The sequence below is a fragment of the Faecalibacterium sp. DFI.5.82 genome (genome assembly GCF_029076575.1).
GTDB lineage: Bacteria > Bacillota > Clostridia > Oscillospirales > Ruminococcaceae > Faecalibacterium > Faecalibacterium duncaniae.
In genome coordinates, this window is sequence record NZ_JARFIS010000001.1 from 407,493 (window position 1) to 430,049 (window position 22,557).

At 61.8% G+C, this 22,557-nt stretch carries 19 protein-coding genes; 16 read left to right on the top strand and 3 right to left on the bottom strand.

What is annotated here, in order from left to right; all coding sequences use genetic code 11:
- Window positions 1-187: 187 nt before the first annotated feature.
- Window positions 188-310, bottom strand: a complete 123-nt coding sequence (locus P0G09_RS02165) for a hypothetical protein (RefSeq protein ID WP_255536694.1) — start codon at window positions 308-310, stop codon at window positions 188-190.
- Window positions 311-493: 183 nt separating this feature from the next.
- Between P0G09_RS02165 and P0G09_RS02170 the strand changes: the two genes are divergently transcribed.
- The 3 genes from P0G09_RS02170 to P0G09_RS02180 all read left to right on the top strand — a co-directional run bounded on the left by P0G09_RS02170 (window position 494) and on the right by P0G09_RS02180 (window position 2,752).
- The gene (locus P0G09_RS02170; protein WP_097770738.1) at window positions 494-751 is read left to right on the top strand and encodes a type II toxin-antitoxin system HicA family toxin; all 258 of its coding nucleotides are present in this window, start codon (window positions 494-496) and stop codon (window positions 749-751) included.
- Window positions 735-1,097 (top strand): type II toxin-antitoxin system HicB family antitoxin, encoded by a 363-nt coding sequence (locus tag P0G09_RS02175; RefSeq protein WP_275251798.1) that lies wholly within the window; start codon window positions 735-737, stop codon window positions 1,095-1,097. Before P0G09_RS02170 ends, P0G09_RS02175 begins: the two co-directional genes overlap by 17 nt.
- A 179-nt stretch (window positions 1,098-1,276) precedes the next feature.
- A complete protein-coding gene (locus P0G09_RS02180) occupies window positions 1,277-2,752 on the top strand; it encodes an AAA family ATPase (RefSeq protein ID WP_275251799.1) in 1,476 nt (491 codons plus the stop codon).
- Between the two features lie 544 nt (window positions 2,753-3,296).
- Here the strand turns inward: P0G09_RS02180 and P0G09_RS02185 are convergent.
- Window positions 3,297-3,764 (bottom strand): CBS domain-containing protein, encoded by a 468-nt coding sequence (locus P0G09_RS02185; protein ID WP_097770740.1) that lies wholly within the window; start codon window positions 3,762-3,764, stop codon window positions 3,297-3,299.
- Window positions 3,765-4,136: 372 nt separating this feature from the next.
- Between P0G09_RS02185 and P0G09_RS02190 the strand changes: the two genes are divergently transcribed.
- Both P0G09_RS02190 and P0G09_RS02195 read left to right on the top strand, forming a co-directional pair.
- Complete coding sequence (locus tag P0G09_RS02190) at window positions 4,137-4,487, top strand: Asp23/Gls24 family envelope stress response protein (protein WP_005933848.1); 351 nt, start codon at window positions 4,137-4,139, stop codon at window positions 4,485-4,487.
- 28 nt (window positions 4,488-4,515) lie between these two features.
- Window positions 4,516-6,210 carry a DAK2 domain-containing protein gene (locus P0G09_RS02195; protein WP_098922602.1) on the top strand — a complete coding sequence of 565 codons (1,695 nt, stop codon included), beginning with the start codon at window positions 4,516-4,518 and terminating at the stop codon, window positions 6,208-6,210.
- A gap of 214 nt (window positions 6,211-6,424) precedes the next feature.
- On the opposite strand, the gene P0G09_RS02200 is transcribed toward P0G09_RS02195, so the two are convergent.
- Complete coding sequence (locus P0G09_RS02200; protein WP_275251800.1) at window positions 6,425-6,814, bottom strand: hypothetical protein; 390 nt, start codon at window positions 6,812-6,814, stop codon at window positions 6,425-6,427.
- A 594-nt stretch (window positions 6,815-7,408) separates the two neighbouring features.
- On the opposite strand from P0G09_RS02200, the gene P0G09_RS02205 reads away from it, so the two are divergent.
- From P0G09_RS02205 to P0G09_RS02255, 11 genes are all read left to right on the top strand, one after another.
- Window positions 7,409-9,859, top strand: a complete 2,451-nt coding sequence (locus P0G09_RS02205; protein WP_156057776.1) for a transglycosylase domain-containing protein — start codon at window positions 7,409-7,411, stop codon at window positions 9,857-9,859.
- 174 nt (window positions 9,860-10,033) lie between these two features.
- On the top strand, window positions 10,034-10,474 hold the full coding sequence (locus tag P0G09_RS02210; RefSeq protein ID WP_275251801.1) for an ACT domain-containing protein: 441 nt from the start codon (window positions 10,034-10,036) through the stop codon (window positions 10,472-10,474).
- Between the two features lie 41 nt (window positions 10,475-10,515).
- Window positions 10,516-11,751, top strand: coding sequence for a homoserine dehydrogenase (locus tag P0G09_RS02215; RefSeq protein WP_005933838.1), 1,236 nt, complete (start codon window positions 10,516-10,518; stop codon window positions 11,749-11,751).
- Between the two features lie 16 nt (window positions 11,752-11,767).
- Complete coding sequence (thrB, locus tag P0G09_RS02220; protein WP_275251802.1) at window positions 11,768-12,673, top strand: homoserine kinase; 906 nt, start codon at window positions 11,768-11,770, stop codon at window positions 12,671-12,673.
- Between the two features lie 36 nt (window positions 12,674-12,709).
- The gene (locus P0G09_RS02225) at window positions 12,710-13,909 is read left to right on the top strand and encodes an aspartate kinase (RefSeq protein WP_275251803.1); all 1,200 of its coding nucleotides are present in this window, start codon (window positions 12,710-12,712) and stop codon (window positions 13,907-13,909) included.
- 206 nt (window positions 13,910-14,115) lie between these two features.
- The gene (locus tag P0G09_RS02230; protein WP_275251804.1) at window positions 14,116-16,392 is read left to right on the top strand and encodes a hydratase; all 2,277 of its coding nucleotides are present in this window, start codon (window positions 14,116-14,118) and stop codon (window positions 16,390-16,392) included.
- A gap of 174 nt (window positions 16,393-16,566) precedes the next feature.
- The gene (locus P0G09_RS02235; RefSeq protein ID WP_097770749.1) at window positions 16,567-17,415 is read left to right on the top strand and encodes a PHP domain-containing protein; all 849 of its coding nucleotides are present in this window, start codon (window positions 16,567-16,569) and stop codon (window positions 17,413-17,415) included.
- A 245-nt stretch (window positions 17,416-17,660) separates the two neighbouring features.
- Entirely contained in the window at window positions 17,661-17,921 is a 261-nt protein-coding gene (locus tag P0G09_RS02240; RefSeq protein WP_215695308.1) for a TIGR03905 family TSCPD domain-containing protein, read from the top strand.
- A 278-nt stretch (window positions 17,922-18,199) separates the two neighbouring features.
- Entirely contained in the window at window positions 18,200-20,503 is a 2,304-nt protein-coding gene (locus P0G09_RS02245) for an ATP-dependent Clp protease ATP-binding subunit (RefSeq protein WP_097772259.1), read from the top strand.
- 520 nt (window positions 20,504-21,023) lie between these two features.
- Window positions 21,024-22,013, top strand: coding sequence for a diacylglycerol kinase family protein (locus P0G09_RS02250; protein WP_275251805.1), 990 nt, complete (start codon window positions 21,024-21,026; stop codon window positions 22,011-22,013).
- A 256-nt stretch (window positions 22,014-22,269) separates the two neighbouring features.
- Window positions 22,270-22,554 carry a co-chaperone GroES gene (locus P0G09_RS02255; protein ID WP_005932536.1) on the top strand — a complete coding sequence of 95 codons (285 nt, stop codon included), beginning with the start codon at window positions 22,270-22,272 and terminating at the stop codon, window positions 22,552-22,554.
- The last annotated feature ends 3 nt before the right edge of the window (window positions 22,555-22,557 follow it).

Sequence of the window (22,557 nt, forward strand, 5' to 3'; positions counted from 1 at the left end):
CTTTTTATTATAGCATTGAACTCCCCCGGACAACAAGCGTTATTTTACATGTTTTTTGCATTTTTACTGCATTTCCGCGCCGTTTTGTCCTTTTGTCAACTGTTCTTTTCTTATATTTTACAGGTATTTTACATTTGGACTTTCCCTGCGCGCTCCTGACATGCTTCCGGGAACTGCCGGGAATATGTCATGCGGCTTCGTCCAGCTCCTCCATGGCCTCCCGCACCGTGTCCGCCGAGAAGAGGAACACCCCGCCCCGGGTATAAACCTCCACATGGCCGCCTACAGATCGGATCTCGTACTCACTCATGGTGTTCCCTCCTGTTCCTGCAGCCCGCCTCCGGGCCGCTCCTGTTTTGTTCGACAAGAGGAGTATATCAGATACAGGGTACGATAAGGGGGACTTTCAAACGGCCCGCTTGACTTTTTTCATAAGCCAGCATATAATGAATGTGACACCACATACGACACCACAAAGACGAGGGAATAAAAGATGTCTCAATGGGATAAGCTGCTGGCACGCATTTGTGCGCTTTCCAAAGACCTGCGGTTTGATGAGCTGCGCAAGGTGCTGGAAAGCTACGGCTATCAGATGACTGCCCCCCGGAGCGGGAGCAGCCACTATACCTTCCGCAAAGCGGGCTGTATGCCCATTACGATACCCAAGCACGAACCAATCAAGAAAGTATATGTGGAAATGGTGCGTCAGATCGTAGAGAGTGAGGCGAAAAACGATGAAAACGCTGAATGAATATCTGGCTCTTCCGTATCGGATGGAGATTGTAGAGGACAGGGAAGAGGGCGGCTATGTTGTCTCCTATCCCGACCTGCCGGGGTGCCTGACCTGCGGCGAGACCATTGAAAGCGCTGTGGAGAATGCCCGGGATGCTAAGAGGGTCTGGCTGGAGGCCGCACTGGAAGAGGGCGTATCCATTCCGATGCCGGACAGTCTGGAGAATTACTCCGGGCAGTTCAAGCTCCGTCTGCCCCGCAGCCTGCACCGCGCTCTGGCGGAGCACTCCCAGCGGGAAGGCATCAGCATGAATCAGTACTGCGTTTACCTGCTGGCAAAAAATGATGCCCTGCACGCAGGGTAAAAGGAAAGCTTTCCGGCCCTTCGCTCTGGTGAGCGGGGGCTTTTCTTATTTTCTCCTTCTTTTTTCGCATTTTTCGCGCGAAAAATCGCCGGAACATACTCGTTGACGACACAACCAAAAGGTGTTACACTTTGGGTAACAAAACAACGCTGTGTAATGCAAAAGAAAGAGGTGTTTCCATGAACGAAATGAAGGAAGCAGTGGGGAACTGGCGGGAGGCAAAGCAGTTCAGCCCGGCGGACGAGAACGACTTCCTGCGGTGGCTGGACAAGGCCGACACCGAGGAAAAGCTCTTTTCCCGGCTGACCTTCTGGTTTACCTTCCGGGGCCTGCCTGCGGACCAGAACCAGCGGTATCATTTGGTGCAGGAGCGGGCCCGGGAACTGCGGCTCTGGAACGGGCTGGAGCTCAAGCTCCGGCGCTGGCAGGACCGCGTGGCCGACGAGTACGAGCAGATCGGAAAGGAGGCGTTCGCGGCCCGCATCGGCGAGGACTACGCCGATTACATCAACAGCCTGACCGACCCGGAGGCCGCCCCGCAGCAGGCTGCCCCGGAGCCGGAGACCGCAAAGTCTGCCGGGGTGCAGGCGTGGTCGGCCCGGGAGCTGTCTGAGATGGTGCTGCCGCCCATCCGCCATGTGGTGGAGGGCCTGCTGCCCATGGGCATGGGGGTGCTGGTGGCAAAGCCCAAGCTGGGCAAGAGCTGGATGGTGCTGGACCTCTGCCTTGCCGTGGCACAGGGGGAGCCGTTTCTGGGGTTCCCCACCCGGCAGCACGGCACGCTCTACCTCGCCCTGGAGGACGGCAAGAGCCGGATGCAGACCCGCCTGCGCCGCTTGCTGGAGGGCAGGCCCGCCCCGGCCAACATGCACGTTATGTTTCAGGCCCAGCGGCTGGGCGAGGGCCTGCTGGAAATGCTGGGGGAGTATCTGGATGCCAACCCGGACATCCATCTGGTCTGCATCGATACCTTATCCAAGATCAAGCCCAAGGCAAAGCCCTTTGAAAATGCCTACGATGCCGACTACGACTACATGGGCAGGCTGAAGGCCTTTGCCGACAGCCGGGGCATCTGCGTGCTGCTGGTGCACCACACCCGCAAGAGCAAGAACCCCGAGGACAGCTTCGACAACATCAACGGCTCCACCGGCATCCTGGGCGCGGCGGATTTCACCATCGTGCTGGACAAGCAGAGCCGGATGGACGATGAAGCAGGCTTTCTGCTCACCGGCCGCGACATCGAGCAGTGTGAGCGGGTCATCCGCTTTGATAAGGCCCGCTGCCGCTGGGTCATGCAGGGCACGGCGGCCCAGCTGGCCGCTCAGCGCCGGGTGGCCGAGTATGAGGCAGAGCCTATCGTCAAGACCCTGCGGGTGCTCCTGCAGCAGGGGGATGGAACATGGAGCGGCTACTCCAAGAACCTGATGGAGATGGGCCAGCGGTACGCCCATACCGAGCTGGCACCTACCTCGCAGGCATTGGCCAAGCGCATCACCGAGCTTGAGCCGATGCTGTGGGAGAGGGATGCGGTGAAGCACTGGATGCAGGACAATGGTAGTTCTGCAAAACGCCATTGCTTCAGACAACAGCGTATCGATAACACAGTTGCAGATTCATCATCTGCACAGTTATCGTTAAGACATAAGTATTGTTGATTTTGTTGTTTTTGTTGGTGCTTGCAACAGAATCAACAAATCCAACAAAAATAGAGAGTATAACGAGAACCCCCTCCGGTATGGTGTATACCGAAGGGGGTTCGTTGGGGTTGGATGGCGTGCCCTCTCAGTCTCGCTGCGCTCGACAGCTCTCCCGAAGGGAGAGCCAACGCATCTGCAAGGGGAGAGGATGCTGAAGGTTAAACCTCTCCGTCATCATCGCTTCGCTCGATGCCACCTCCCCTAGTAGGGGAGGCCTTGGCATAGGGTTCATTTTTCGCAATGATCGCCTATCGGCTCCAAAACGCACTCCTGCCGCAAGGTAAGACTTTGCGCCAGCAGGGCAAACAGGAGCGAAGCGTCAGACCACAAAAACGCAACGGCCTGCCAAGGGCTCCCCTACTAGGGGAGCTGCCGAGCGTCAGCGACGGCTGAGAGGTTTAACCCCGTCAGCACCCCCTAAAGGCCGGGCCGCAATTGCCTCTCCCTTTGGGAGAGGTGGCATCCCGCAGGGATGACGGAGAGGGCGCAGGCCCGCAAAGCCTTACCCTCCCGCCGCAAGGCTGCCCTTGGGGCAGGCATCCGGGGCGCTCTGGGCCTTCCGGGCCTCGGTGCGGGCCTTGTCGTAGCAGTAGCGGATGATGGCCTGCCGCCGCACGATGCCGATAAAGATGCCCCGGTCGTCCACCACGGGCACAAAGTTCTGGTTCATGGCCGCTTCGATCAGCTGGTCCATGCTGGTGGTGACGGTCACGGCCTTGTAATCCCGCTTGTGGGCAAAGCTCGAGATGGGCACATCCTCGGCGGCTTCAATGTCCAGCCCGTGCTGCTGTTTCAGCCCCCAGAGGATATCCCCCTCGGTCAGGGTGCCCACATACTCGCCCTTGCGGTTGAGCACCGGGATGGATGCGTAGCGGTTGTTCTCCCATTTTTCCAGCGTCTGCCGCAGGGTGAAGTCATCGTAGACATACATCAGGTCCTGCTTGGGGGAAAGGAAAAACAAAATGTTCATCAAACAGCTCTCCAATCGTTATCCTATCGTAAACAGTGGTTCTGCCGTAAGGGCGCAGCTCCCGTTCCTCTGCTTTGATTTTAGCACTTTTCCACAGGCGGATAAAGTCAAAACTCATACTTTTTAGAATTTATTCACAGTCGCGCCCGGCCTTTTTGCAAAACATGCAGGAAAACCGTGCACAGGGCAGGGTTTTGTGGTATAATAGGAACACGAATCGGCTCACATTGCCCGCCCTTTGGAAATTGTGCTGTACACAGGGCGTGGGAAGTTGTATAATAAGGATACCGATTCCTTTCCCGGTATGCGGCGGGTTTGCCGCAGCAAGCCGGGCCACCCCAACAAGATTTCAAATAAAGGAGCAGAGCGACTATGATCACTTCCCGTTTCCCGCTGGGAGATGTCAGCTTTTCCGCCGAGTACTTCTCTACGCTGGTAGGCGAAGCAACCAAACAATGCTACGGCGTGGCCGCAATGACCCCCCGCGACCTGACCGACGTGGTCAAGAGCGTGGTGCGCGGCAACGATTACTCTGAAAAGGGCGTTCGTGTCACACAGGAAGAGGGCCGTCTCGTGATCGAGCTGCACATTGCCGTCAGCTACGGGCTCAACATCTCCACCGCCGCGCGCAGCATCTCGCACCGCGTCAAGGACGAAGTGGAGCAGGCCACCGGCCTGAAGGTTGCCCGCGTGATCGTGTCGGTGGACGACGTGATCGCCTGATGGAACTTTTTATTAAGGAGTAAGGACAATGATTTCTGGTAAGATCCTGCGCGACGCGATCATCTCCGGCGCGAACAACATCAACAACCAGCGCTCCCGTGTGGACGAGCTGAACGTTTTCCCTGTGCCCGATGGCGACACCGGCACCAACATGGGCATGACGGTGGGGGCCTCCGTGGCAGAGCTGAACGCGCTGGACGACGGCTGCACCGTGGGTGAGGCCGCTAAGACCGCTGCCTCCGCCATGCTGCGCGGTGCGCGCGGTAACTCCGGCGTGATCACCAGCCTGCTGTTCCGCGGCTTCTCCAAGGCGCTGGAAGGCAAGAAGGAAGCCGACACCGCCGACATCATCGCCGCCCTGAAAAAGGGCGTGGAGGGTGCCTACAAGGCCGTGATGAAGCCCACCGAGGGCACCATCCTGACCGTTGCCCGGGTGGCCAGCGAGGAAGCTGCCGCCTGCGGTGCCGAGGAGATCCCCGCCCTGTGGGACGTGGTGATGACCGCAGGCCAGAAGGCGCTGGAGGATACCCCCAACCTGCTGCCCGTGCTGAAAAAGGCCGGCGTTGTGGACGCAGGCGGCCAGGGCATTATGATCATCTTTGAGGGCATGGGCAAGGTGTTCCACGGCGAACCCATGGTGGCCGGCGGCGAGGGTGCCCCCAACAAGGCTAAGCTCTCCACCGAGAACGCAGGCAAGGGCGTGTTTACCGACGACCTGATGAAGGTGGAGGACATCAAGAACGGCTACTGCACCCAGTTCCTCATCAACAAGTACGAGGGCGCAAGCGCCGCAAAGATGCGCGCCTTTGCCGAATCCAACGGCGACAGCGTGGTCTGCATCGAGGATGACGATGTCATCAACCTGCATGTCCACACCGCTGACCCCGGCAAGATCCTGAGCGAGGCCATCAAGTACGGCTACCTGACCAACTTCAAGATCGAGAACATGCACGAGCAGTTCCTGGCCCGCCAGAAGCAGGGCAAGAGCCTGGAAAAGCAGGCCTCCGCTGAAAAGGCTCCCGCACAGGCCAGCGAGTTCGTTTACGCCGCAGTGGACCCCAGCCGTGACTACGGCTTTGTGGCTGTTGCCGCCGGTGAGGGCCTGAAGGCCGTGTTCACCGACCTGGCTGCAGACGCTGTCGTCTCCGGCGGCCAGACCATGAACCCCGCCACCGAGGACATCCTTGCCGCCATCCAGAGCGTGCCCGCCAAGACCGTGTTCGTGCTGCCCAACAACAAGAACATCATCATGGCAGCGGAGCAGGCCCAGAAGCTGGCTGACCGTCAGGTGATCGTTCTGCCCACCCGCACCGTGCCCATGGGCATCACCGCGCTGCTCAACTTCGACCCCTCCGCCAACGCTGAGACCAACACCATCAACATGATGGCCGCCGCCGACAAGGTCAGCACCGGCCTCATCACCTACGCCGCCCGCGACAGCGAGTTTGACGGCAAGCGGATCCGGAAGGGCGAGATCATGGCTCTGGAGAACGGCAAGATCGTTGCCACCTCCACCGACCTGACCAAGGCCACCTACCGCCTGGCCCGCAGCATGTGCAAGAAGGACTCCAGCTTTGTCACCATCATCTCCGGCTGCGATGTCTCCGACGAGGAGGCCGAGAAGCTGACCGAGATCGTCAAGGCAAAGTGCCCCAACCACGTTGAGGTCAGCCACATCCGCGGCGGCCAGCCCGTATACTATTATATGATCAGCGTGGAGTAAAATTGCACTCCGGCTGAAACAGAACCGCAAAACAAACCCCCTGTACCAGACCATGGCACAGGGGGTTTGTTTTGTGTGGAGACGGAACCCCCCAGTCGCCTACGGCGACAGCCCCCCTAATAGTGGGGCCCTTGGCATTTCGTAAAAGCTTTACAGTTTTGCCAAGGCCGCCCCTACTAGGGGCGGTGGCATCCCGCAGGGATGACGGTGGGGTTTACCCTCCCAGGTCCTCCAGCACCTCCTGCAGGGCGGCATCTCCCGTCACTGCCATGCCCTGCTTGACACGCAGTGCGTCATTCTCTGGCAGAAGGTTGACGTAAATATCCGTCTGCCGGGCAAGGCGGATGGGGGAGCCGTCCGGCCCGCAGGTGTAGACGGCCACCATGCCGCCCTCGTCCCGGAGCAGGTATTGGGTGGGCTGGCCGGTGTCGGGCAGAGTCTGGGCCGCAAGGCTCGGCTCGGAGGGCACCGGCGTTTCGGCGGCGCTGTCCGCTCCCGGTGCAGGGGAGGGAAGCGCCAGCCGGGGCAGGGCCATCCAGAACAGGCTGAAGGCGATGGCAAAGGCGCACAGGGCGTAAAACAGGCAGAGAACTACTTTCCGCATGGAGAAAATCACTCCTTTCCAGCGGGTCTTTCCAGCGGTAGTATGCGCAAAAATGCCGCCCCTGAGACAGAAGTGCACAATTTTCACACCGGAATGCTGTACTTTACGGGGGGAAGTGTGCTATACTAGCAGTATCTGATTAGAAATAGGGTTCAGCCCCGACAGCGGGCTCGCCCTCTCCGTCAATGCTGGCGCATTGCCACCTCTCCCAAAGGGAGAGGCCTTGGCAGCACCCGGCAAAGTTTCCGATTTCGTCAGAAGCTCCCACTTTGGGGGAGCTGTCGAGCGAAGCGAGACTGAGAGGGCCGGTTCTCACCGGAGCTGCGCCCTCTCCGTCAATGCTGGCGCATTGCCACCTCTCCCAAAGGGAGAGGCCTTGGCAGTACCCGGCAAAGTTCCCGGTTTCGTCAGAAGCTCCCACTTTGGGGGAGCTGTCGAGCGAAGCGAGACTGAGAGGGTGAGGATGGAAGAGAGGATGAACTTGTCAGGAATAACCGTTTAAGCAGGTAGGAGGCGATCCTTATCTCAAACGAATCGAGAAAGATCCACCGCGGCGCTGCACGCACGGACGTGCAGCCCACGGGGGGACGTAAAGTGAATGTGAGCAACAGCCGCAGGGAAGAGCCGCCCAAGCGCGGGCGTGCCCCCAGGGAGCCAAAGGAACCCCGGGAAAAGGCGAAGCACCCCATCCTCAGGGCGCTGGGCCGCACGCTGGCCACCCTCATCTGCCTGGGCATCATGGTGTGCAGCCTGGCGGCAGTGGCGGCGGTGTACTACGCCGTGCAGGCCACGGCCAACGATGGCAACCTGCTGGACCTGGACAACATCGAGCTGAGCCAGTCCAGCACTGTGGTGGCCACCGACCCCGACACCGGCGCGCAGGTGGAGTATGCCACCCTGCGCTCCTCCAACAGTCACCGCGTCTGGGCAGACCTGGAACAGATCCCCACCAACCTGCAGTATGCGTTCATCTGCACCGAGGACAAGGATTTCTACAACGAGCCGGGCGTGAACTTCAAGCGCACCATCGGTGCCATGGTCAACGAGTATCTGCTGCCCATTTACAGCTCCAAGCAGGGCGCTTCCACGCTGGAGCAGCAGCTCATCAAGAACCTGACCAGCGACAAGAGCGCCAGCGGCGTGGAGGGTGCGCTGCGCAAGCTGCGCGAGATCTACCGCGCCCTCTGCCTGAGCCGCGCTTACTCCAAGGAGACCATTCTGGAGGCCTACCTGAACACCATCAGCTTCACCGGCACCATTCAGGGCGTTCAGACGGCGGCCAACGAGTATTTCAACAAGGACGTGAGCCAGCTCACCCTCTGGGAGTGCGCCACCATCGCGTCCATCACCAAGAACCCCACCAACTACAACCCCTACACCAACCCCGAGAACCTGATCCACCGCCGCAACTTCATCATGTATAATATGTGGCAGCAGGGCATCATCTCGGAGGAGGATTACCGCAACGGCGCGGCCCAGCCCCTTGTGCTGGCCGAGGAGGACACCAACAAGAAGACCTCCTCCGTGACCAGCTACTTCACCGATGCCCTCTTCACCGAGGTGGTCCACGACATCATGGACAAGGAGGGCGTGGACGAATCCACGGCCCAGTCCATGCTCTACACCGGCGGCTATACCATCGAGGCCACCGTCAACCCCAAGATGCAGACGGCCATGGAGAACCTGATGCTCAACGAGGGCGACGCTTACTTCCCGGCCGGCTGGCATGAGGAAGAGGTGACCAGCATCTCGGACGATGACGTGCAGGTGATGAACGCCGATGGCACCCCCAAGACCCGCACCGGCGACGACGGCACCGTGTACTACTACCGCAATGTCCGCACCCAGGCGGCCATGGTCACGCTGGACTATGACGGCAACGTGCTGGCCATGGTGGGCGGTCTGGGCGAAAAGACCAAGAGCCTTTCCCTGAACCGTGCTTACAGTGTGACCCGGCAGACCGGCTCCACCATCAAGCCCATCGGCGCGTACGCGCTGGGCGTGGAGTACGGGCTGGTGAACTGGTCCACCATGCTCAACAACTCGCCCCTGTACCAGAAGCAGGACATGGTCATCCGGGATGAGGACTACTGCCGCAAAAACGGCCTGATGGGTCTTTCCGACAGTCAGCTCAAGGCCTACCCCAACGCATGGCGCAGCTGGCCCCGCAACTACGGCGGCAATTATGGCGACGGCAGCGACCTGCCCCTGTGGAACGGTCTGGCCCGCTCCCTGAACACCATCGCCATCCGGGTGGGCGACCTGGTGGGCGCAAGCAACATCTTCAACTTTGTCTACAACACCCTGCAGCTGACCACCCTGGACCCCGCCAACGACGTGGGCCTTGCCCAGATGGTCATGGGCAGCCAGACCCACGGCGTGACCCCCACGGCGCTGGCCGCTGCCTTCCAGATCTTCTATGACGGCGAGTACACCACCCCGCACCTGTACACCCGTGTGCTGGACCGGGACGGCAACATCTACCTGGAAAACAACGCCACCAGCTATCAGGCCCTGACCCCGCAGACAGCCTATATTATGAACCGTCTGCTCAAGAACGTGCTCTACTCCAACGTGGGCACCGCCAGCGGCCGCTACCCCAACTCCAACGGCATGGAGTCCTTTGGTAAGACCGGTACCGCCAGCGATGAAAAGGATCTGTGGTTCGTGGGCGGCACGCCCTACTACGTCACCGCTGTCTGGTGGGGCTACGACGCGCCTTACGATATGACCAACACCCTGGGCAAGAATCAGGCCAAGACCCGCACCTGTGTCACGGCGTGGAAGGCTTATATGGAGCAGGTGCAGGCAAACCTGCCCTATAAGGCATTCCCCACCAGCGACGGCGTGGTGGAGCGCGCCTACTGCACCCAGAGCGGCCTGCTGGCCGGGGCCAACTGCCCCAGCCGCGCCACCGGCTACTACCGTGCCGATGACCTGCCCGATACCTGCAACTACTCCCACAGCAGCGGCGTGGCCGCAGCACAGAGCGCGGACACCGCCCCCGTTGTGGGTCAGGATACCACCGGGCTGGATACGGATTGACGGAGAGGGCACAAGGCCAGCCTTTGTTAAAAGTCACACTTTCTCAATTCCGGTGCGACAGCTTGCCACTTCACGCTCCAAAACTGGATAATCTGACAAAAAAGCATCCGGTCTCTTGCAATGCAGGGGGCCGGATGCTATTATATTCCCTGTAAGAACACTTGTGTTTGTGAGGTGAACAAGTTGGAACGCCGTTTTTATCTGGTGGACGCGGAGGTCCTGCCCGAGGTCTTCCTGAAAGTGGTCAAGGCCAAGGAGCTTCTGGCAAGCGGGGAAGTGCGCAGCATCTCGGCTGCCACCCGCAGCGTGGATCTTTCGCGCAGTGCTTTTTATAAATATAAGGACTGCATCTTTGATTCCGAAAATGGCCGCGAGGTCGTGACCGTAATGGCAACGCTCCGGGATGAAACAGGCGCGCTGCAAAGCCTGCTGGCGGGCATCAGCGCCGCCGGGGCAAGCATTGTTACCATCAACCAGTCCACGCCGGAAAATGGCGCAGCGCTGGTTGCCGTTACCATCCGCACCGATACCATGCAGATGACCCCTGAGGAGCTGACGGAGCGGCTGAGCCGCCAGCGCATGGTGGTGGGCGTGCACTGCGGGTATAAGCTGTAAGAGCACCAGAACAGTCAGGAAATAGGAACGAGGGTTGAACTATGGCAAAGATCGCGATTTTAGGCTTTGGCACGGTGGGCAGCGGCGTGTACGAGGTGCTGTGCCGCAACGCCGCCGGTGTTTCCCGCCGGGCCGGTGAGCCGGTGGAGGTCAAGTACATCCTTGACCCCAAGGATTTCTCCGCTCATCCGGCGGCAAACCTCTTTATCAAGAACTTCGATACCATTCTGGAAGACCCGGAGATCCGGGTGGTGGTGGAGACCATCGGCGGCACCCGCTTTGCATACCCCTATGTCAAGGCCTGCCTCGAGAGCGGCCGCAGCGTGTGCACCTCCAACAAGGAGATGGTGGCCACCTACGGCGCGGAGCTGCTGGCACTGGCCAAGGCACACAACTGTGCCTTCCTGTTCGAGGCCTCCGTGGGCGGCGGCACCCCCATCATCACCCCCATGCACCAGTGCCTGGCCGCCAACGTCATCACCGAGGTGGAGGGCATCGTGAACGGCACCACCAACTTCATGCTGACCAAGATGGTGCGGGAGAACCTGGGCTTTGACGAGGCCCTGAAGATCGCGCAGGAGCTGGGCTATGCCGAGACCAAGGACCCCGGCGACGATGTGGACGGCCGGGATGCCTGCCGCAAGATCGCCATTCTGTCCTCGCTGGTCTGCGGCCACCAGATCTACCCCCAGAACATCCCCACCCGGGGCATCCGGGACATCACCGTGGCCGATGTGGCTGCGGCGGAGCGCCTGAACTGCGTCATCAAGCTCATCGCATGGATGAAGCGGGGCGACGACGGCAGCGTGGCTGCCGGTGTGGAGCCCTGTCTGGTGCCCAAGAGCCACCAGCTGGCCGGTGTGGATGATGTGTTCAACGCCGTGCTGGTCAAGGGCGATATGCTGGGTGACGTGGTGTTCTACGGCAAGGGCGCGGGCAAGCTGCCCACCGCCAGCGCCGTGGTGGCCGATGTGGTGGATGCCCTCAAGAATGGCTCCAAGGTCCACGACAGCCTGTTCTGGCAGCCTGCGGAGCCGGTGGAGGGGATGCTCACCGACCCGGCTCCCGCCGCATATTATGTGCGTGCAGCGGGCGTTGCTCCCGCCGTGGTGGAAGCCATCTACGGTAAGGGCCGTGTGGTGGATGAGCACTTTGACGGCTGCTCCTATCTGGTGGAGCAGGCCGATGCAAAGGCCATGGCCGAGGCAGCCCGCAAGGTGGAGACCGTGGGCGGCAGCGTGAAGCTGGTGCTGAAAAAGCTGCCCGAGGAAGCATGAGAAAAGGGGACGGACGATGAAGATCAAAGTTTCTGTTCCGGCCACCAGCGCCAATGTAGGCTCCGGCTTCGACGCGCTGGGTCTGGCCGTGACCCTGTACAACACCGTGACCTTTGAGGAGAGCGACAGGCTGGACATCTCGGCGGCGGACGGCACCCGCATCCCCCGCAACGAGAGCAATCTGGTGTACCGCTCGGCCAAGGGCCTGTTCGACAAGGTGGGCAAGAAGATCCCGCCCCTGAAGATCGTGCAGACCAACCCCATCCCCATGGCCCGGGGCCTGGGTTCCTCCTCGGCCTGCATCATCGCGGGCCTGCTGGGCGCGAACCGGATGCTGGGCGATGTGCTCAACACCCAGGAGCTGCTGACGCTGGCCACGGCCATTGAGGGCCACCCCGACAACGTGGCCCCGGCCCTGCTGGGCGGTTTGACCAGCAGCGTCTTTGAGGACGGCGTGGTCTACTCCGTCAAGCGGGATGTGGACCAGAGCCTCTGCTTTGCGGCCATCGTGCCGGACTACAAGCTGCTGACGGAGGCCGCCCGCGCGGCCCTGCCCAAGCAGGTGGCCCACAAGGATGCCGTGTATAACCTGTCCCGGGCCGCGCTGGTGCCTGCCGCCTTCTGTGAGGGCCGGCATGACCTGCTGGGCATTGCCACCGAGGATAAGCTCCACCAGCCCTACCGGATGCCCCTGATGCCCGGTTCCCGGGAGGTGTTCGCGCTGGCAAAGCAGTGCGGGGCAAAGGCCGTGTATGTATCGGGTGCCGGTTCCACCGTGATGGCGGTGGCCGAGCGCGCGGAGGCTGAGCGCTTTTATGCCGGGCTGCGTGCCGGGCTGGAAACGCTGGAAGGCCTGGACGGATGTGAAGCATTTACACTGTTAGAGCTGGATGCAGATAATACCGGCGCAACTGTGGAATGATATAAATTGGGAGAAACTAGAGGAGAGTGACAAACTATGGCGTTGATCGTACAGAAGTTCGGCGGTTCTTCGGTGAAGGACCGGAACCGTATCTTCAACGTGGCCCGCATCGTGGCCAACACCCACAAGGCGGGCAATGACGTGGTGGTGGTGGTGTCTGCACAGGGCGACACCACCGACGACCTGATCGCAAAGGCTGCTGAGATCACCCACAACCCTTCGGCCCGTGAGATGGATATGCTGCTGGCCGCCGGTGAGGAGATCAGCATCGCGCTGCTGGCCATGGCCCTGAACGAGCTGGGCTGCCACGCCACCAGCCTGACGGGCTGGCAGGCGGGCTTCCGCACCGACCGTGCCTACACCAAGGCACGCATCACCCGCATGGAGACCGAGCGCATTTCCTCCGAGCTGGAGCGCAACCGCGTGGTGGTCGTGGCAGGCTTCCAGGGCCTGAACAAGCTGGATGATATCACCACCCTGGGCCGCGGCGGCTCTGATACCAGCGCCGTGGCCATTGCAGCGGCCCTGCACGCAGACCGCTGCCAGATCTACACCGATGTGGAAGGCGTTTACACCGCAGACCCCCGCAAGGTGCGCAACACCCGCAAGCTGGAAGAGATCACCTTTGACGAGATGCTGGAGCTGGCCTCTCTGGGTGCGCAGGTGCTGAACAACCGCAGCGTGGAGCTGGCAAAGAAGTATAATGTGGAGCTGGAAGTGCTGTCCAGCCTGAATCCCGTGCCCGGTACGGTGGTCAAGGAGGTTACAAAAGACATGGAAGGTATGCTGATCAAGGGTGTTGCAAAGGACACCGATGTTGCCGTTATCACGATCCTGAACGTTCCCGATGAGCCGGGCACCAGCTTCAAGATCTTTGGCCTGCTGGCCCAGAAGAACATCAACGTGGATATCATCCTGCAGTCCACCGGCCGCGACGGCAAGAAGGATATCTCCTTCACCTGCGCCGAGGGCGAGGCTGAGACCGCCATGCGCGTGCTCAAGGAGAGCGGCAAGTTCAAGGATGCCACCTGCGACGAGACCTGCGCAAAGGTCTCCATCGTGGGTGCCGGTATGCAGAGCCACAGCGGCGTTGCCTCCAAGATGTTCGAGGCCCTCTCCAACAACAACATCAACATCAAGATGATCTACACCAGTGAGATCAAGATCTCCTGCATCATTGACCGTGACGATGCTGACAAGGCGGTCAGCGCCATCCACGATATGCTGTTTGACTGATTGACAGGACTGCTGGTGCTCTGGAAAACCCCACCGTCATTGCTTCGCAATGCCACCGCCCCTGATAGGGGCGGCCTTGGCAAAATGGCAAAGCTTTACGCCATGCCAAGGGCCCCACTACTAGGGGGGCTGTCGAGCAAAGCGAGACTGGGGGGTTGCCCCCGGAGCGCCGCAGTCCTTTTTTGCAAAAGCGAGGGGAAAGTATTATGTTGGAATCGATCAAATGCAGCACCTCGGGTGCATACTACCTGCGGGGGCAGTGGGTGCCCGCCGACGCGCAGGCTCCTGCGGCACTGGCAGCCGCGGGCGTGACTGCGGAGCAGGCCGACCAGGCCTACAAGGGCACCATGGCCTACGGCATCCTCACCGCCCACAACACCAGCGGCAACGACCGGGATCTCCGGATCAAATTTGATGCCATGGCAAGCCACGACATCACCTTTGTGGGCATCATCCAGACGGCCCGTGCCTCGGGGCTGGAAAAGTTCCCCATCCCCTATGTGCTGACCAACTGCCACAACAGCCTGTGCGCCGTGGGCGGCACCATCAACGAGGATGACCACCGCTTCGGCCTGTCCGCTGCCAAAAAGTACGGCGGCATCTTTGTGCCGCCCCACATGGCGGTCATCCACCAGTACATGCGCGAGCGCTTTGCGGGCTGCGGCAAAATGATCCTTGGCTCTGATTCCCACACCCGCTACGGCGCACTGGGCACCATGGCCATCGGCGAGGGCGGCGGCGAGCTGGCAAAGCAGCTGCTGGGCCGCACCTACGATGTGGCCCGCCCCGGCGTGGTGGCCATCTGCCTGACCGGCGCTCTGCCCGCAGGCTGCGGCCCCCACGATGTGGCCATTGCACTGGTGGGTGAGCTGTTCAAGAGCGGCTATGTCAAGAACAAGGTCATGGAGTTCGTGGGCCCCGGCATTGCCTCCCTGCGGCAGGACACCCGCAACGCCATTGATGCCATGACCACCGAGACCACCTGCCTTTCCTCCATCTGGGAGACCGATGAAAAGACCCGGCAGTTCCTCACGGTCCATGGCAGGGCAGGGGACTACAAGCCCCTGCACCCGGCAGAGCTGGCCTATTACGACGGCGTGGTGAGCGTGGACCTTTCCAGGATCCGGCCCATGATCGCCCTGCCCATGCACCCCTCCAACGCCTTTCCCATCGAGGAGCTGAACGCCAACCTCAAGGACATCCTCCACGAATGCGAGGAGAACGTCCAGCAGCTGGTGGGCCGTTCTGACGTGAAGCTGGATCTGTGCAGCAAGATCGAAAACGGCAGGCTCCGGGTCGATCAGGGAGTCATCGCAGGCTGCGCGGGCGGCCTGTTCGACAGCATCTACGAGGCCGCTTCCATCCTCAAAGGCCATACCGGCGGCTGCGGGGATTACGCCCTCAGCGTTTACCCCGGCAGCCAGCCCATTATGATGGAGCTGAACCGCACCGGCGCGCTCACCGACCTGATGGCCAGCGGTGCCACCATCCGCACGGCCTTCTGCGGCCCCTGCTTCGGCGCGGGCGATGTGCCCGCCAACGGGGCATTGTCCATCCGCCACACCACCCGCAACTTCCCCAGCCGCGAGGGCTCCAAGCCCGGCAGCGGCCAGCTGGCAGGCGTGGCCCTGATGGATGCCCGCAGCATTGCCGCCACCACGGCCAACGGCGGCATCCTGACCCCCGCAACGGAGGTGGATTACGACCCCACCGTGCCCGAATACCACTACGATCCCTCCAGCTACGAGGCCCGGGTGTATCAGGGCTTTGGCCACGGCGATTATGATGCCCTGCTCAAGCTGGGCCCCAACATCAAGGACTGGCCCGAGATCGCCCCACTGGGCGACAACCTGCTGCTGAAGGTGGCCTCCTACATCACCGACCCCGTCACCACCACGGACGAGCTCATCCCCTCGGGTGAGACCTCTTCCTACCGCTCCAACCCCCTGGGTCTGGCCGAGTTCACCCTCAGCCGCAAGGACCCCGCCTATGTGGGGCGCGCCAAGGCCGTGCAGGCCGAGGAAGCCGCCCGCCGGGCCGGGCAGGGGGATGCCGCCCTGCTGGCAAAGATCCGTGCCGTGCCCGGCTGCGAGGCCCTGACCTGGGACGATGTGCAGCTGGCCTCCACCATTTTTGCCGTCAAACCCGGCGACGGCTCCGCCCGTGAGCAGGCCGCCAGTTGCCAGCGCGTGCTGGGGGCCGGGGCCAACATCGTCAACGAGTACGCCACCAAGCGTTACCGCTCCAACCTCATCAACTGGGGCATGCTGCCCTTCCAGCTCAACGGTGCGGCTCCCTTCGGCCTGGGGGATTACATCCTCATCCCCCATGTCCGGGAAGCCCTCAAGGGCGATCTGCAGAACATCCCTGCCTATGTGCTGGGGGAGGAAGTGAAGCCCTTTGCCCTCTATATGGCACCGCTGACCTCCGATGAGCGGGAGATTTTGGCAGATGGGTGTTTGATCAATTATTATAAAAGATAAAGCCCTCTCAGTCTCGCTTTGCTCGACAGCTCTCCCAAAGGGAGAGCCAACGCATCTGACCGGTGAACGACTGCAAGTTTGCAGCGCCCTGCCTTGATGCTGCAATTGCCTCTCCCTCTGGGAGAGGTGGCAAAGCCTCAGGCTTTGACGGAGAGGGCGAGGAGGTTCCATTCCATGCCCGGCGATCTACACAACCACACCACCTATTCCGACGGTTCCGTGCCCGTGGCCCGGCTGCCCCTGATGGCAGCCCGGGTGGGGCTGGATGCCATGGCCATCTCTGACCACGATACACTGCGCAGCGTGCAGTATGCCTACGACCACCCGGTGCAGGATGGGGTAAAGCTCATCCCGGCCACCGAGCTCACCGGCTACGATTACGAGCGCCAGCACCGGGTCCACCTGCTGGCCTACTGGCCCGACCCCGAGAGCGAGGCCCTGCGCCGCCACTGCGATATCATGCGCCAGCGCCGCAACGAGTGCTGTTTGCAGAGCGCCCGGGAGCTGGAAGCCATCTTCCCCCAGTTCCGCACAGAGCAGGCGCTGGAATACGCCAGAGACAGCGGCGTGCTCTATAAGAGCGGCATCATGCAGGCGCTGCGGGAGCTGGGCCTTGCCGACAGCATCTACGGCGAGCGCTACCATGAGCTGTTCGGCTGGAACCCGCGGGGCAGGGTGCTCCACTCGCCCGAGTACATCCCGGTGCGGGAGGTTCTGGCCACAGCCAGAGCCGCCGGTGCCGTGGTGGTGTTCGCCCACCCCACCGTGTACAAGAGTATGCCCCTGCTCCGGGAACTGGTCAGGGAGGGGATGGTGGACGGCATCGAGATCGACCACCCCAGCAACAGCCCCGAGGACAAGGCCGAGTGTGCCGCCCTCTGTGGGCAGTATCACCTCATCCACACCGGCGGCACCGACTTCCACGGGGCCAACCACAAAAAGGTCTACCCCGTGGGTACCTGCACCACCCCCGATGACCAGATCGCGCGGATCGAGGAGCTGGCCCGGAAGAGAAAAAAGTAAACCGATTTGAGCATTCTTATGAGAACTGCCAAGGCCTCGCCCTTCGGGAGAGGTGGCATTGCGTCAGCAATGACGGAGAGGGTGAGTTCGGTAAAGTCCGTGAGCATCCTCACCCTCTCAGTCTCGCTTTGCTCGACAGCTCCCCCGAAGGGGGAGCCCTTGGCAAAGAGGGCAGGTTCCGCCTCTTGCAGGAACGTTGTTTTTGTAGTATAATGCAGGCAAGTCAAAAAGAGAGGATGTTTTCCATGAGCAAATCTTTCAGTTTCCCCAATGTGGGCACCTGTTCCAAGCAGACCAACATCGTGCTGAGCGATGACCACACCATCGAGTCCGTTGAGGTCATCGGCGGCTGCAACGGCAACCTCAAGGGCATCAGCCGCCTGCTCAAGGGCATGAAGGCTGAGGATGCCATCGCCCGCATGGAGGGTACCACCTGCGGCCCCCGCCCCACCAGCTGCCCCGACCAGATCGCCAGGAACCTGAAAAAGGCTCTGGCAGAGATGTAACCATCAACGCAGAGAAAGCGTCGTGCATTGCACGGCGCTTTTTTGCTGTGCAGCGCCCTCTCAGTCTCGCTTTGCTCGACAGCTCTCCCAAAGGGAGAGCCAACGCATCGTTTTGATTCAGCAGCCCCTAAAGGCCAGGTCGCAATTGGCTCCCCCCTCGGGGGAGCTGGCAAAGCCGATAGGCTTTGACTGAGAGGGTTGACACAAACCGCTGATTTTTTTCCATTCACCGGGCCTATACTTTGCTGTGTATGAAACAATACAGCAAGGAGCAGAGCATGAGCATTTGGGAAGCATTCGGCATGGGCAGACACAAGGGGTTTTCGCGGGAGGCAGGGCTGCTGCTGGACGAAGCCGTGGAGCTTGCGGGCAGCATGGGCTGTGCCCGGGCGGATACCGGGCACCTGCTGCTTGCCATGCTGCAGACCGACCGCGGCCCGGCGGGGCGGTTTCTGGCGGGCAAGAACATCACCGAGCCCGCCGTGCGCCGTCAGCTGGCCGAGGGCCGCACCAGCCCGGCCCGCCAGCTGGATAGAAAGGCGCTGGCCCCAGACCTGCGCCGGGCTATGGATTATGCCCTCATCGGGGCACAGAACGCCCACCTGCCCAAGGCGGAGCCGGAGCACCTGCTCTGCGCCATGCTGGAGGATACCGACTGCGCGGCGGGGGTGCTGCTGGCCTCCATGGGGGTGCAGCTGGCCGAGGCCGTGCGGGAGTGCCGCCAGATCTCGGGGCAGTTCATCCTGCCCGGCACGCCCCGGGCCAGCGCCATGCCCCGGGGCAGCCGTGCCAGCGATAAGTATTGCCGCGACCTGACCCGCCGCGCGGTGGACGGCGAGCTGGACCCGGTGTTCTGCCGGGATGCGGAGCTGGACCGGATGGTGGAGATCCTGTGCCGCCGCCAGAAGAACAACCCCTGTCTGGTGGGGGAGCCGGGCGTGGGCAAAACGGCCCTTGCCGAGGGCCTTGCCCAGCGCATCGCCAGCCGGAACGTGCCCCGGATGCTGCAGGGGCGGCGGCTGCTGGCGCTGGATATGGCCAGCCTTGTGGCGGGCACCAAGTACCGGGGCGACTTTGAGGAGCGGTTCAAGACCCTTCTGGAGGAGCTTGTGCGGGACGGCAGCGCCATTTTGTTTGTGGACGAGTTCCATACCATCGTGGGAGCCGGCGCGGCAGAGGGAGCCATTGATGCCGCCAGCATCCTGAAGCCCGTGCTGGCCCGGGGGGAGCTGCAGCTCATCGGGGCAACCACCGATCAGGAGTTCCGCACCCATATCCAGAAAGATGCCGCACTGGAGCGCCGCTTTGGCCGGGTGCAGATCGAGGAGCCAACCCCGGCACAGGCCGCGGCGATCCTGGAGGGGCTTGCCCCCCGCTACGAGCGCTATCACAGCGTGCATCTGCCGCCCGAGACACTGCGGGAGGCCGTGGAGCTCTCGGTGCGGTACCTGCCGGGGCGCTTCCTGCCCGATAAGGCCATCGACCTTGTGGACGAGGCCTGTGCCGCTGCCCGCATCCGCGCCGAGCGGGAGGGGAAAGCAGATCCCACCCTCACCCGGGAGGACATTGCCCGGGTGGTGGCGCAGGCCAGCGGCGTGCCCGTGGAGCGGGTGGGGGAGAAGGAACGGGAACGGCTGGACAAGCTGGAATCCCGCCTCAACGCCGAGATCGTGGGCCAGCAGAAGGCCGTGGCGGCGGTGGCCGGGGCCATCCGGCGCAGCCGCACCGGGCTGGGGGAGCCGGGCCGCCCCATGGGGGCCATGCTCTTTCTGGGGCCCACCGGCGTGGGCAAGACCGCCCTTGCCAAGGCCCTTGCCGCCAGCTGGTTCGGCAGCGAGAAGGCTCTGCTCAAGTTCGATATGTCGGAGTATCAGGAGCAGCACACCACGGCCCGCCTGCTGGGCGCGCCTCCGGGCTACCTTGGCCACGATGAGGGCGGTCAGCTCACCGAAGCCGTCCGCCGCCGCCCGTACAGCGTGGTGCTCTTTGACGAGATCGAAAAGGCCCACCCGGACATCCAGAATATCCTGCTGCAGATCCTGGAGGACGGCCAGCTCACCGATGCCATGGGCCGCAAGGCCGATTTCCGCAATACCATCGTCCTGCTCACCTCTAACTTAGGGGCACGCTTTCTGGCCGGGCAGAGCGCCCCGCTGGGCTTTGCAGCGGGCAGCGAGGCCGTGTTCGAGAAGCAGTCGGCCCAGGCCATTGAGGAAGCCAAGAAGTGGTTCCGCCCCGAGCTGGTGGGGCGGCTGGATGAGCTCATCGTGTTCCGTCCCCTTGCAGAGGATAGCCTGTGCGCCATCGCCGAGAAGCTGCTGGGCCAGCTGGAAGCCCGTGCCGCCCGCAATGGGTATCAGCTGACCCATACGCCCCGGGTGGGGGCAGTGCTGGCTGCAAGGGCGCGCTCGCCCTATGGGGCCCGGGAGCTGCGGCGGCAGGTGGACCGCGCCGTGGAACAGGCCCTCGCCAACCAGATCGCCTCCGGCACGGCCCACACCGGCCAGCACTGGACCGCCGACTGCACGGTGGATGGGGAGGTGACCTTGATGGAGGAATCGACCCTCTCTGTTAAAGCATGACGGGGGCGAAGAGAGACTGAGAGGGTTGGTTTTCACCGGAGCTGCGCCCTCTCCGTCATCCCTGCGGGATGCCACCTCTCCCAAAGGGAGAGGCTATTGCGGCATGACCTTTAGGGGGTGCTGGCGGTATTAAACCTCTCCGTCAAAACCTGACGGTTTTGCCACCTCCCCTAGTAGGGGAGGCCTTGGCATAAGGTTCATTTTTCGCAATGATCGCCTATCGGCTCCAAAAATGGCACCTGCCGCAAGGATAAGACTTTGCGCCAGCAGGGCAAACAGGAGCGAAGCGCCAGACCACGAAAACGCGACGGCCTGCCAAGGGCTCCCCTACTAGGGGAGCTGGCGCGGAGCGCCTGAGAGGTTTAGCCGCAAGCCGTCTCTTCCCTCGTAGATGCATTGGCTCCCCCTTCGGGGGAGCTGGCGAGCGAAGCGAGACTGAGAGGGTGAGCACGCGTCCCCCTTGCATCCTCCGGCATTTTCGTTTATCATAGAGAAAGCGAAACGCCCCAAGGAGGAAACCATGCGCTATTTGTTTTTACTGAATCCCGCTGCGGGCAAGCAGGACTGCACCGTCCAGCTCATCCCGCAGATCAGAGCCGCTGCCGCCCGGGCCGGGTGGAGTGAGGCGGATTATACCATCCACACCACTGAATATGCGGGCCACGCCCGGGAGCTGGCCCGTGCCGCAGCCCAGGAGGCAGCGCAGGCCGGGGACAGTCTGCGCATCTGGACAGCGGGCGGCGACGGAACCTTCATGGAAGCCATGACCGGCGTGCAGGGCTTTGCCAACGCCGCCGTGGGCTGCCTGCCCTACGGCAGCGGCAACGACTTCCTGCGCACCTATGGTACCCGGGCAGAGTTCACTGACCTCGATGCCCAGCTGGCGGGCGGGGAAGTGACCATTGACCTGCTGGAGACCAGTCTGGGCCTGTCCGCCACCATCTGCGCGGCGGGTCTGGACGCGCAGGTGGCCTACGGCATCCCCAAGTTCCGGCGCATCCCCCTGTGCGGCGGCGAGGTGTCCTACCTGCTCTCCATCGTGGAGCAGCTCTGCGGGCACATCGGCCGCAGGGTCACCTTTACCATTGATGATGAGGAGCTGACCGTGGACTGCCTGATGTGCGCCATCTGTAATGGCCGGGCCTATGGCGGCGGCTTCCTTGCCGCCCCCGAGGCCGACCCCGCCGACGGCTGGCTGGACGTGATGATCGTCCGCAGGGTGGGGCGGCTGACCATTGCCAAGCTGCTGGGGATGTACAAGAGCGGCCGGCATTTTGTGAACGGCCAGCTCACCGAGGAGGCAAAGCCCTACTTCCTCTACCGCCGTGCCCGGCGGGTGGCGCTTCGTCCCGCCGATGGCCGCGGCCCCATCGTTGCCACCGCCGACGGCGAGTGCGCCCCCTGTGATGCGGTGGAGGCTGTTCTGCGCCCCCTGAGCGGCCGCATCCTCCTGCCCGCCCCGGCGTATGAGCGGTTTGTGGCGAAAAGGAGCAGCGTGGACGTAAAATAAGAAGATGTTTGGATGAAAAAGAGCAGTCTCTCCGGAAAAGAGAACTGCTCTTTTTTCGATGTAAGGATACTTTTTCGGGTGGTCACAAATTGTTCAAAAAGAAAAATCAAAAAGGTCTTGATTTTTCAGTTCAAGATGAGTACAATACACTTAGCACTCAGAGAAAAGGAGTGCTAAACAACCGGAGGCCCAGCAGAAACGGGCCGAAGGTGCCAAAAAGTTTTCATTATATTTTTATTATAGGAGGGCAAGAACTATGAAGATCATTCCTCTTGCAGACCGTGTTGTTATCAAGGCCGTTGAAGTCGAGGAGACCACCAAGGGCGGCCTCATCCTGACCGGCAGCGCCAAGGAGAAGCCCCAGGTGGCTGAGGTTGTGGCTGTTGGCCCCGGCGGCATCGTGGACGGCAACGAAGTCAAGATGACCGTGAAGGTTGGCGATAAGGTCCTGACCAGCAAGTACTCCGGTACTGAGGTCAAGGTGGACGGCGAGGAGTGCACCATCGTGCGTCAGGGCGATATCCTGGCCATCGTGGAGTAAGTT

Coding starts and splice junctions, on each gene's coding strand:
- P0G09_RS02165 (WP_255536694.1), bottom strand. CDS start 310: ATGAGTGAGTACGAGATCCGATCTGTAGGCGGCCATGTGGAGGTTTAT.
- P0G09_RS02170 (WP_097770738.1), top strand. CDS start 494: ATGTCTCAATGGGATAAGCTGCTGGCACGCATTTGTGCGCTTTCCAAA.
- P0G09_RS02175 (WP_275251798.1), top strand. CDS start 735: ATGAAAACGCTGAATGAATATCTGGCTCTTCCGTATCGGATGGAGATT.
- P0G09_RS02180 (WP_275251799.1), top strand. CDS start 1,277: ATGAACGAAATGAAGGAAGCAGTGGGGAACTGGCGGGAGGCAAAGCAG.
- P0G09_RS02185 (WP_097770740.1), bottom strand. CDS start 3,764: ATGAACATTTTGTTTTTCCTTTCCCCCAAGCAGGACCTGATGTATGTC.
- P0G09_RS02190 (WP_005933848.1), top strand. CDS start 4,137: ATGATCACTTCCCGTTTCCCGCTGGGAGATGTCAGCTTTTCCGCCGAG.
- P0G09_RS02195 (WP_098922602.1), top strand. CDS start 4,516: ATGATTTCTGGTAAGATCCTGCGCGACGCGATCATCTCCGGCGCGAAC.
- P0G09_RS02200 (WP_275251800.1), bottom strand. CDS start 6,814: ATGCGGAAAGTAGTTCTCTGCCTGTTTTACGCCCTGTGCGCCTTTGCC.
- P0G09_RS02215 (WP_005933838.1), top strand. CDS start 10,516: ATGGCAAAGATCGCGATTTTAGGCTTTGGCACGGTGGGCAGCGGCGTG.
- thrB (WP_275251802.1), top strand. CDS start 11,768: ATGAAGATCAAAGTTTCTGTTCCGGCCACCAGCGCCAATGTAGGCTCC.
- P0G09_RS02225 (WP_275251803.1), top strand. CDS start 12,710: ATGGCGTTGATCGTACAGAAGTTCGGCGGTTCTTCGGTGAAGGACCGG.
- P0G09_RS02230 (WP_275251804.1), top strand. CDS start 14,116: ATGTTGGAATCGATCAAATGCAGCACCTCGGGTGCATACTACCTGCGG.
- P0G09_RS02235 (WP_097770749.1), top strand. CDS start 16,567: ATGCCCGGCGATCTACACAACCACACCACCTATTCCGACGGTTCCGTG.
- P0G09_RS02240 (WP_215695308.1), top strand. CDS start 17,661: ATGAGCAAATCTTTCAGTTTCCCCAATGTGGGCACCTGTTCCAAGCAG.
- P0G09_RS02245 (WP_097772259.1), top strand. CDS start 18,200: ATGAGCATTTGGGAAGCATTCGGCATGGGCAGACACAAGGGGTTTTCG.
- P0G09_RS02250 (WP_275251805.1), top strand. CDS start 21,024: ATGCGCTATTTGTTTTTACTGAATCCCGCTGCGGGCAAGCAGGACTGC.
- P0G09_RS02255 (WP_005932536.1), top strand. CDS start 22,270: ATGAAGATCATTCCTCTTGCAGACCGTGTTGTTATCAAGGCCGTTGAA.